This is a genomic window from Nostoc sp. 'Peltigera membranacea cyanobiont' 232 (genome assembly GCF_002245985.1).
Taxonomy (GTDB): domain Bacteria; phylum Cyanobacteriota; class Cyanobacteriia; order Cyanobacteriales; family Nostocaceae; genus Nostoc.
Genome location: NZ_NOLK01000031.1, coordinates 62006 through 72412 on the forward strand (window position 1 = coordinate 62006; position 10407 = coordinate 72412).

The following is a 10407-nucleotide window of genomic DNA, read 5'->3' on the forward strand; positions in this document are numbered from 1 at the left end:
AGTGTCATATTTAAAGCTGAGTAAATCCGTGATTATCACAGTGAGATGGTTGCTATGAGCAAGGTCGGACAACGCGAACGCCTAACCCAAAAACGCATTGTGCAATTATTCGAGCAACAATTGAACTATCGCTATCTAGGTGATTGGCAAGACCGACCGAACAACAGCAACATCGAAACGGAAATCCTCAGCACTTTCCTACGCGACAAACAAGGCCACAGCAACAGCCTCATCACCAAAGCCTTGTATGAACTCAACAAAGTCGCAGGCGACCAAAGCAAAAACCTTTATGACATCAACAAAGAAGTTTATAGCCTCCTGCGCTATGGGGTTAATGTCAAAGAAGAAGTTGGCGAGAACACCCAAACCGTTTGGCTGATCAACTGGGAAGAACCCCTAGAAAATGATTTTGCGATCGCTGAAGAAGTCACAGTTAAAGGCGAAAACACCAAACGCCCAGACATCGTACTTTATGTTAATGGTATTGCGATCGGTGTACTCGAACTCAAACGCAGCACCATTTCCGTCGCTGAAGGCATCCGCCAAAACCTCGATAACCAAAAATCCATATTTATTAAATCCTTCTTCACCACCATGCAGTTTGTCATGGCAGGTAACGACACCGAAGGACTCCGCTACGCCACAATTGAAACCCCAGAAAAATACTTCCTCACTTGGAAAGAAGATACTAACAGCGACATCACCGACCCTTTAGATAAACACCTGCGGCAATTCTGCGCCAAAGAACGCTTTCTAGAGTTAATTCACAACTTTATCGTCTTTGACCGGGGTATTAAAAAAGTTTGCCGCCATAACCAGTATTTTGGGGTTAATGCTGCTCAATCTTACCTCCGTCGCCGAGAGGGGGGTATTATCTGGCATACTCAAGGCAGTGGTAAAAGCCTGACAATGGTTTGGCTAACTAAATGGATTCGGGAAAACATTACTGATGCTCGTGTTCTGATAATTACTGATCGAGATGAACTAGACAAGCAAATTGAGAGTGTCTTTAAGGGAGTCAACGAAGCCATTTACCGCACTACAAGCGGGAAAGACCTGATTAACAAACTTAACAGCACCACCACCTGGTTACTTTGCTCCCTAATCCACAAGTTTAGCAAGAAAGACAAGGCAGACGACGCAGACTATAACAGCTACATCGAAGAACTCAAGCGCAGCCTGCCCAGCGACTTTAGCGCCAAAGGCGATATCTATGTATTTGTGGATGAATGCCATCGCACCCAATCAGGCACGCTGCACGACGCAATGAAAGAAATCCTACCCAATGCTGTATTCATAGGCTTTACTGGCACACCTCTACTCAAAAAAGACAAGCACAACAGCATCAACGTTTTTGGTGATTACATTCACACCTACACATTTAAAAAAGCCGTAGCCGACCAAGTTATCCTTGATTTACGCTACGAAGCTCGCAATGTTGACCAAAACATTACCTCACAAACCAAAATTGACCAGTGGTTTGAAGCCAAAACTAGAGGCTTAACAGAACACGCCAAAACCCAACTCAAGAAACGCTGGGGAAATCTGCAAAAAGTTCTCAGTTCAAAATCCCGATTGGAAAGAATTGTCGGCGATATTCTGCTAGATTTTGAAACTAAAGACCGCTTGCAAAGCGGTTATGGTAACGCTATGCTCATCTGCGGTAGCATTTACCAAGCTTGTAAATATTACGAATTATTCCAAAGTGGTAGTTTTAACAGATGTGCCATTGTCACATCCTACAAACCTTCCCCAAAAGACATCAAAGGCGAAAGTACGGGAGAAGAGGAACTGACGGAAAAATTACGCCAGTACGAAATTTATCAAAAAATGCTCAACGGAAAAGCGCCAGAAGTATTTGAAGACGAAGTTAAAAAGAAATTTGTCGAACAACCAGCCCAAATGAAGCTGCTGATTGTAGTCGATAAGTTGCTGACGGGATTCGATGCACCTTCTGCCACTTATCTCTACATCGACAAAACCATGCGCGACCACGGACTATTTCAAGCCATTTGTCGCGTCAACCGTTTGGATGGTGAAGATAAAGAATATGGCTACATTATCGACTATAAAGACCTATTTAAAAGCCTGGAGAAATCAATTAACGATTACACCAGCGAAGCATTTGAAGACTACGAACCAGACGACATCGATGGATTATTGAGTGACAGAATCGCCAAAGGCAGAGAACGCCTAGAAAATTCCAGAGAAAGCATTAAAGCCTTGTGCGAACCTGTAGAGCAACCCCAAGACACCCATGCCTATATTCGCTATTTCTGCGGTGCCGATACTGAAAACCCAGACCTTATAAAAGAAAATCAACAACAGCGCATTGCCCTTTATAAATACACATCAGCTTTAGTCCGAGCCTATGCTAATCTATCCAATGATATGGCAGAAGCCGGATACACCACAACAGAAACTGAAATTATTAAACAAGAAGTTAAGCATTACGAACAGGTACGCGCAGAAGTAAAGCTAGCCAGTGGTGATTATATTGACTTGAAAGCCTACGAACCCGCCATGCGTCACTTGATTGATACCTACATTGGGGCAGAAGAAAGCGAAATAATTTCAGCCTTCGACGACATGACACTAATTCAGTTGATTGTCGAACGCGGTGCAAATGCAGTTGAGGCATTACCTAAAGGCATCAAGCAAAACCAAGAAGCCGTCGCGGAAACCATCGAAAACAACTTACGCAAAGTCATTATAGATCAACAGCCAACCAACCCGAAATATTTCGACAAAATGTCCACACTGTTGAATGAGTTAATCCAAGCACGAAAAGCAGCCAGCCAAGACTATAAAGCCTACTTACAGAAAATTGTTGAGTTAAGTAAACAAGTTGCTCAACCGAGTAGATCATCACAGTATCCTCAATCATTGAACTCTCCTGCTAAAAGAGCTTTATACGATAACCTTAATCAAGACGAAGCGTTAGCTCTAGCGATAAATGATACAATTCGGCAAACCAAAAAAGATGGGTGGCGTGGAAACAAAATAAAAGAGCGCGAAGTAAAAAATGCCATTAAGAAATATTTAGATTCCCCTGAAGATTGCGATCGCATTTTTGAAATAGTCAAAAGCCAAAGCGAGTATTAGTATGCACCAAATAACTGTCGGTGAACTCGTCATAGACGTTGCCAGAAAAGACATAAAAAACCTACACTTGGCAGTGTACCCTCCCGATGGTCGAGTGCGTATCGCCACACCCTTAAACATTGATGACGAAGCTGTGCGTTTATTCGCGATCTCCAAACTTGCCTGGATTAAAAAGCATCAAGCTAACTTTGAAGCACAAGAACGCCAGTCACCAAGAGAATTTGTGTCTGGTGAAAGCCATTATTTTCAAGGCAAACGCTATTTATTAAACGTCATTTATTGTCTGGGCAATCCCAAAGTAGAAGTTAGAAATAATACTTATATCGACCTTTATGTAAAAGAAGGAAGTAATGAAGCGCAACGCCAACAAGTCATAATGTCGTGGTATCGACAGCAGTTAAAACAGGAAATTCCCCCATTAATCGAAAAGTGGCAAAAAAACATGGGAGTCCAGGTTGAGGACTGGGGTGTAAAGCTGATGAAAACCAAATGGGGTACTTGTAACATCCAAGCAAAACGCATCTGGCTCAACCTCGAACTAGCCAAAAAAAACAAGCACTGCCTAGAGTATGTTGTAGTTCATGAAATGGTACATCTGTTAGAACGCAATCATGGCGATCGCTTTGTGGCTTTCATGAATAAATTTATGCCAAATTGGAAATTTTATAAGGATGAATTGAACCGCTCCCCTCTTGGAAGTTATTAATTTTGATTGCTATAAGTACATTGCAAAATTAGATGTAGTTTACAAATAATTGTGAGACTACAGCGCAAAATACAGCAGTAAGATGGCTTGCTCGAATACGTGTAAATACTTCAAGCGTTTTTAATCGTGATTTTAACGCTGATTTGACCAATAAGGTAACTCTGCCACAAGTATACGTGCAGGTCGATAAGGAATTTCATTGCTGTAAAAATTTGAATCCCATTCCTGAAAATAGCCTGTTTCAATACTTTGTTGAATATTGCGTGGAAGAGATTCAAATAATTGTGCCTCTGCATAATCTTCAAATCCGGTAGGAAACCGATTTGCTCCAGCATAAACCGATAGAATAATTGGACACGCAACCAAGCATCGGAATGGAAGAGTTGAAACTTCAGAATGAATACAATTAAAATTACGATATCCTCTAGTATTTTTAGCTTTAACAACTGTAGATAAAGTAGCTATTGAACAACCAAGCTGAGTTAAATCTGCAGGAAGATTACAATGCCAGTGTTTGCTTGGTTTAATAGATTTTACATAGTTATAAAAACAGTATCTTCCAAGAGCGTTATTCTTATAAGAGTAGGATTGCAAAATCTCTAGTTGTGATTTTCCATTAATTGTATGCCCTAACTCATCATATCTTTGAGATGATAGATCAATTTTTTTGGCTTGAACTGCATAGCGCAGCCAACCTACATTATTCGCTCCAATCTACCACTCCCAATCAGTACCTTGTAAATGCTCAAGATGTTGTGGTGTTTTTAAGATATGAAGAAATGGACATTGTGCAATTTTGAGGTCTAGTAGGATAATATCTGTGATTGTTGTCTCATTTTGTGAAACCCCTAGCTCTGAGCTAGCTTTAAGTCGCTTCCATGTATCACTGGCAGCTTTTTCAAAAATGCTAGGAAGATGTTTAATAGAATTTTTATTCATAATTTACCTAATTTATATAACAGTCTCTGAGGCAAGAATTTATCTTATATACCCGTTAGGGTTTTACAAAGTAAATAACAACTTTCTATTAATTTAATTTAATTTTGATGTGAAATAATTTATCTCATTATGTTAAATACTAGATACCCAGTTCTCAGGTACTAACGCCCTTCCATCAGTCCAAGGTTCTTCTAATAAGGCATTTTGAAATCTTTCATTATTACCAAGGTTTGCGTGTTCCATAATGATGATTTGAAAATGGGGAGATAGTTCTTCACATACATCAAATAAAAAATTAAACATTCTTTCCACTGCTGCCATGTCAGGATTAGCACGACTGATTTCGTCGAATGGAGTTCCTTCTAAATTGAGATATGCTTCTTTTGAAGGAAAATAAATTTGGGTGGGTTGATCTAAAAATAAAAAGTGCGGAACTGGACGATTGCGTTCAATAAAATGTTTGTGTAAAGCCAGAAGTGTAATTAAGTGACAACCAAGCCAGTTTTCTCCTCCTCCCATTCTTCGCATAGGGATTGGTCGATCAGGTCTGTCTGCAATGACAGTTAATTTATTTATATCTAATCGGTAGGGATAATCACTATGTTCAAGTTGTAATAGTCTGGCCCACTCAGTCATTTGCTGTCCTATTCGATTTAATATAGAATTTAAGTTAGCTGTTATTTCACTAATATCTAACTCTTCCTCATAACTGGCAACCAGTGTCTTTAATTGCTGAATTTCTAAGTGTATTTGAGCATCTTCATCTAAAAATTCCAGAGTTTCAAGATATAGACTTATACGACCTACACTATGAGCTATATGAGCATTATTGTCACGAATTTGTTTAGCTGCTTCTTGCTCATCTATCGCAGCTTTAATAGCCATGTCTTTTTCTTTTTTCTGTCTTCTCAGTTCTTCACGCTGTTCTTTAAGTTGCTGAATATGCTCAATTAGTCTTGGCTGACTAGCTTCTACGTTTTTGACATTATTTTGTAAATTTATCAAAGATTCTCTAATTGCAGACAGACTGGGAATAGATTCTAACAAACCAGAATTACAGAAAGGACAGTGATTTGCAGAAGTATTCTCTGTCTTAAATAAATTGATAGATTCTAGCCTCAATAGTTGTTGAGTTGCTTCTTTGGAAAAACCTGTTTTTTGATTTAGAAATGCTTCTGTAGCAACTATTTTTTCATTTATTCGTTTAAATTCTTGCCAAATCTCTTCGCTTTCAACCTGTAAATTTGGAAATTTATCATTTCCAGTAAGTATAATTTCATTTGCTTCCCACGATAAAGTAGAATCTAGTGCTTTGAAAATATCAGCCGTATCTTTAGCAATAAAATTAGAGTCAATTAAACCTACTTGTTGAGCTTCAATCAGAAGATTACGACCTATAATAAATCTTTGTTTTGTAATTAATTCTGCTTCTTTAAGACTGCTTTGAGCTTGTTCTAATTTGCGACGAGCTTGATGCAACTCTTTTTGCAACTTCAGTCTATCTTCTTGAATTGCCCCTAAAAAATATGGAATTGTATCTTTTATTGCTTGTGGAATAAATAACTCTTGCTGACGATGAAACAAAATATCCTGATTTGCAACAGTACCTTGTTTTTGAAAAAGGTAAAAAATTGCTTGCCTTATAGTTGCTTCAAATTGTCTTCTTGAGCCTCCTTCTTCAACAATAGTTTCATTGGGAGAAATTCCAATTAAGTCTGACAGAAAACTTTTGATTGCCTCATTATTAGAGTTTGCTTCTAATTGAGATAATTCAGGAATTATAATCTCATTAGCAGAATTGTAATAAACTTGATTTTGTGAAGAGCTATCTTTAGAGGGCTGAGATTTCGCAATAAAAACCTGAGTTTCATTAATTTGAAAAAGAACTGCATACCAAGCAACTTTATCTTGTATAACGCCATCAGGAATCCCAGATTCTTTCCCTCCAAGGCAATAGTCCACAATTTCAAGGAGAGCAGATTTCCCCCTACTTGACTTGCCAGTAATTATATTAACTTGTCCAAGTTTAAAATTTATGGTTCGCCTATCCCCGGCAGAATTGTAGAGAGTTATGGACTTGATTTGCATACAAACAGCTTTACGGACAAATGCCCCACATAATATAAATTGTTGATACTTCTCCTGCTTGAGCAAGCCAACGCCCAATAAATTCAGCTTTCTTGCAACAAATAGCTGGTTCCGTATCGCTAGACCATGATACAGCCGAAATAGAATTTAATTTACCATTTACCCAAGTAAATCTTCCATCGTCACAGATGTTAATAATACCAGTTTGCATCCCAAAAGCTAAAGCTTCTTTTGTATACGGGACTAAGTAACTTGTACGATCGCCAAATCCAACACGAGCTTCAGGGTGTCTTTGCAGCCAAATATGCAACTTAGTTATTTTTTTTGGTAACGCATTTCTCGTTGAACTATGAAGAACAAGTGGTAAAACGAGAAACAGAAGAGGATATGGCATACCCTGCTTCTTTTCGTTCTCATAGCCTTTTATGGCATTGTGAAGCATAATCGAACAAAAAGCCGGATTTAGAAGATTGGCATATTCAAGTGGACGCTGCTCCCAAGACTGCACAAACTTCTCTCCTACGTAGTAGCTAATAATTGAGTTAGTCTCTCTAAAAATTTTGGATGCCAGTGTATGCGGGGTAGTTTTTGGTCTGCGAGTATGTGGTAGCTTCCACGCATTACGTATGGTTCTGTAACTTGAGGACGAATACGAATGTCAGCCTCTTGCTCCATCCAATTAAATACTTTTCTACCAAATTTCTTATAATCAAGCTCATTATCATCACAGTCTGACATCTCATCTTGGAGCGCAAGCATATAACGCTCCCATTCATCTATTAATCTTTTCTCGTATTTTTCAATTTCGCCTCCAAACAGAAGTTCTTCACGCGCCCAGCGAGAACGTTGCTCGAATGCTTTGTAGTAATCTAGTATGGCTTTTTCAATTCGCTTGTTATGAACAGCAATTTCGTTTAACTGAGCAACAAAACGTCTATTGTCTTGTGAAATATCAGGTTGCTCAGGAATTTCTAAATCAAAAAAGTCAATTGGCAAGGCATCAGGTTTAAATTGATCGTTAATCTCGCATATTTTATCCCGTACTTCAAAACCGGATATAAAATTAATGGAATCGTCACGAAGATGCTTTACAACTTTCGCAAACCACCAGCCTTCTAGCCGTTCATAAACACCATCTCGATGTTCTCTCCTAACTGCAACCAACTTTTCTTTAATTTTCGGTGTTATGTCAATAATATCTGGAGAACCATCAATAATTTGTATAGAGTCAATTAGGAGTTGTTTTTGTGTGTGATCTAAAGCTTTAAATGCTTCAAAAGACTTAGTTAGAGCTTGGTTATTTGATTTATTGGCAACCTCAAGAAGTTTTTGGAGAGCAAGTTTAGCGTTTCTAGCTTTAATAGGACGCAATAAAAATGCAGCAGAAGTTTCAGGAGCTTCAGCCGTAGTTACTAAAGTTAGCAACGTATCAGGTAAAGAAATTTTGTTTTCTTGCAGTTGGGTACTCCAGACACGAAGAGTTTTCCAAAGGTCAGTGCTACTGTCTGTTAAAGAAGCTTGAGTCGTATGATGCTTCAACTGCAACAATTCTGTAGGATTATTTTCTTCCTCAAAAAATGTGATATCGTCTAAACTCTCAACCGCAAGCTCTAATTCTTCTTTATTAGTTAAAATTAAATACAGGGCATAGCGTGCTTGGAACATATATCCAAGCGCTTGTGAACCTGCTGAAAACCCTGTACTCATATCGTTTACTCACCTCGACTAAGTTAACTTACTAGCCAAAGCCAATTTGTTTATCTCGTACAACTTTTTTTATATATTAGAATCAAAATCTAACCTATGTTAGTTGTCATTACTCAAAGTACTGTGACACATCAAGAAGTTAGTATATTAGCTTGATAGATGGCTGACTGTAATTCATGGTCACTTACTGGCCATAGTCGCATATTTCAAAAAACTATGCTAGCAATCTTCAAAATTCAATAATGTACTAATATTTTTTGCTCAAGTTGAACTTATGTAAACACACTCAGAACTCGTTTAACTTTTAGTATATAGAATATTTGTACTATAAGATATATCTTGCATCAAAATTTGGTTAGCAGACGTAAATCGGGTTTTTGATCCAAGTGATAGATAATGGCAAGCTCTGAAACGCCTGGGTAAAGCAATAAAAAATCAAATGGAAGTATTGCTTAATAAGCTTTCTGTCGCTTTGCCATACTTCTAAAAAGCGCATGACATTTTTTGCATTCTCCCTTTTCCCACAAAGCAGGAATAGCAAAACGCTCTTTGCAAAAGGGACATTCTGAAAGTAGACGTAACTTGTGGCGTTCGCACCCCACCGTTGATTGAAACTGCCACTCCAATCGATGATATGGTTGCTCTGCATAACACGCAGCACACAAGCGTATTGGCTCCATTTTCATTTTTTCACCCTTGGGCGGGAGCGTTTGAGCAATTAGGTCTACATCTAAACCAATTAATTTAGCAATTGCTTCTAATTCCTTTTGACTGGGAAATGGATTAAACCGAAATTTTTCCCACCTTGCTAAGACTGGGCCAATTCCTGCGGCTTTACTTAAAGTTCCAGGATACGAGACGCAAACTGCTTCGTGTCGCCTAAATCGTCCAAAATAGTGACTAATACTCTCTCCTTCATTGGGTTCTACATACCAAGGCGGATGTTGAACAACTTCTGGCTCCATAACTACATTTCAATACCTAAACGGCTTGCCATAGACAAGGGAAATAAAACTGTTTAACAACTGCCATAGCAATCCAGTCAGTTATCTTGGCAGCAAGCTGGTTGAAATCCTGAATGCTAAGAGTATTATTCGGTTAACCGAATCTAATTATTCGGTTAACCGAATAATACTATGAAAGAGTTCGATCAGCAATTTTAGGAATCTTGTCTCGCCCATCTCACCAAAGCCTCGTATATATTTTGGGGGAAAGATTATATCGAAGTTTGTCCGCGATTGCTTTGGCTCATCAACTTTAGAAATATTTACCGCCAGCTCATCATATCGCTGCAACCTTCTTTAAAAACTCAAAAAGGTTTAGCAATGTTTTTCAATGTGTGGCAATGTTTGTCTGCTAAAGTAAGAATATTGAAAAACACTAATTTAATGCTTGCAGTAACTTGAAGAATGCTTATAGCTTTTAAGATATGGGAAAGCCTCTATGCGTGATATTCTCCGCCAAATACCGCCAGTAGCCTTACCAGAGGTCATTCCCAGCGAATTACCCCAGCAGAGATTTCATGTCGGTGAATGGGTGCGCTGGTTTCAAGTACCCAATGGCGACTTCGGTCGCGTCATCGGAGTCATCTACACGCATCAAGCTAGCTGCCTTGCTACTGGCTTGCATTACTTGGTTCTTTTAGATGAGCGCAGTCCCTCTCGTGAAATTTGCATCTGTGACTTCGCTTTCGAGGAAGATATCGAACCCCTAGATAACTCATTCTTGGAAAGGTTTCAGAGCAATCATGTCTGAAGCGCAACAACATCAGCAGTTGCTAGAACTGCACAACCAAATGTTCATGTCCCCCCAAGATTTTAGCTATCGTTGGGGATTGGGTTACGAAGAATTAGCAAAAATCT

Annotated in this window: 9 protein-coding genes; 3 read left to right on the forward strand and 6 right to left on the reverse strand. The window is 38.8% G+C overall.

All coding sequences use genetic code 11. The annotated features are described in order from the left end of the window. The first annotated feature begins 54 nt into the window (after positions 1-54). Positions 55-3105: a type I restriction endonuclease subunit R gene (locus CDG79_RS13405; RefSeq protein ID WP_094342553.1), complete on the forward strand. Its 3051-nt coding sequence runs from the start codon at positions 55-57 to the stop codon at positions 3103-3105. Position 3106: 1 nt separating this feature from the next. Next, entirely contained in the window at positions 3107-3811 is a 705-nt protein-coding gene (locus CDG79_RS13410) for a M48 family metallopeptidase (protein WP_094342554.1), read from the forward strand. A 132-nt stretch (positions 3812-3943) separates the two neighbouring features. On the opposite strand, the gene CDG79_RS13415 is transcribed toward CDG79_RS13410, so the two are convergent. From CDG79_RS13415 to CDG79_RS13440, 6 genes are all read right to left on the reverse strand, one after another. Continuing rightward, a complete protein-coding gene (locus CDG79_RS13415; protein WP_094342555.1) occupies positions 3944-4405 on the reverse strand; it encodes a hypothetical protein in 462 nt (153 codons plus the stop codon). Positions 4406-4525: 120 nt separating this feature from the next. Then, a complete protein-coding gene (locus tag CDG79_RS13420) occupies positions 4526-4750 on the reverse strand; it encodes a hypothetical protein (protein ID WP_094342556.1) in 225 nt (74 codons plus the stop codon). A gap of 132 nt (positions 4751-4882) precedes the next feature. Continuing rightward, positions 4883-6838 carry a DUF3732 domain-containing protein gene (locus CDG79_RS13425; RefSeq protein ID WP_094342557.1) on the reverse strand — a complete coding sequence of 652 codons (1956 nt, stop codon included), beginning with the start codon at positions 6836-6838 and terminating at the stop codon, positions 4883-4885. A gap of 10 nt (positions 6839-6848) precedes the next feature. Next, positions 6849-7346 carry a three component ABC system middle component gene (locus CDG79_RS13430; RefSeq protein WP_094342558.1) on the reverse strand — a complete coding sequence of 166 codons (498 nt, stop codon included), beginning with the start codon at positions 7344-7346 and terminating at the stop codon, positions 6849-6851. A gap of 11 nt (positions 7347-7357) precedes the next feature. Next, entirely contained in the window at positions 7358-8545 is a 1188-nt protein-coding gene (locus tag CDG79_RS13435) for an ABC-three component system protein (RefSeq protein ID WP_094342559.1), read from the reverse strand. Positions 8546-8997: 452 nt separating this feature from the next. Then, positions 8998-9510 (reverse strand): TniQ family protein, encoded by a 513-nt coding sequence (locus CDG79_RS13440; protein ID WP_094342560.1) that lies wholly within the window; start codon positions 9508-9510, stop codon positions 8998-9000. Positions 9511-9988: 478 nt separating this feature from the next. Here CDG79_RS13440 and CDG79_RS13445 point away from each other — a divergent pair, with 478 nt between their 5' ends. Beyond that, positions 9989-10300 (forward strand): hypothetical protein, encoded by a 312-nt coding sequence (locus CDG79_RS13445; RefSeq protein ID WP_223278129.1) that lies wholly within the window; start codon positions 9989-9991, stop codon positions 10298-10300. Positions 10301-10407: the final 107 nt, after the last annotated feature.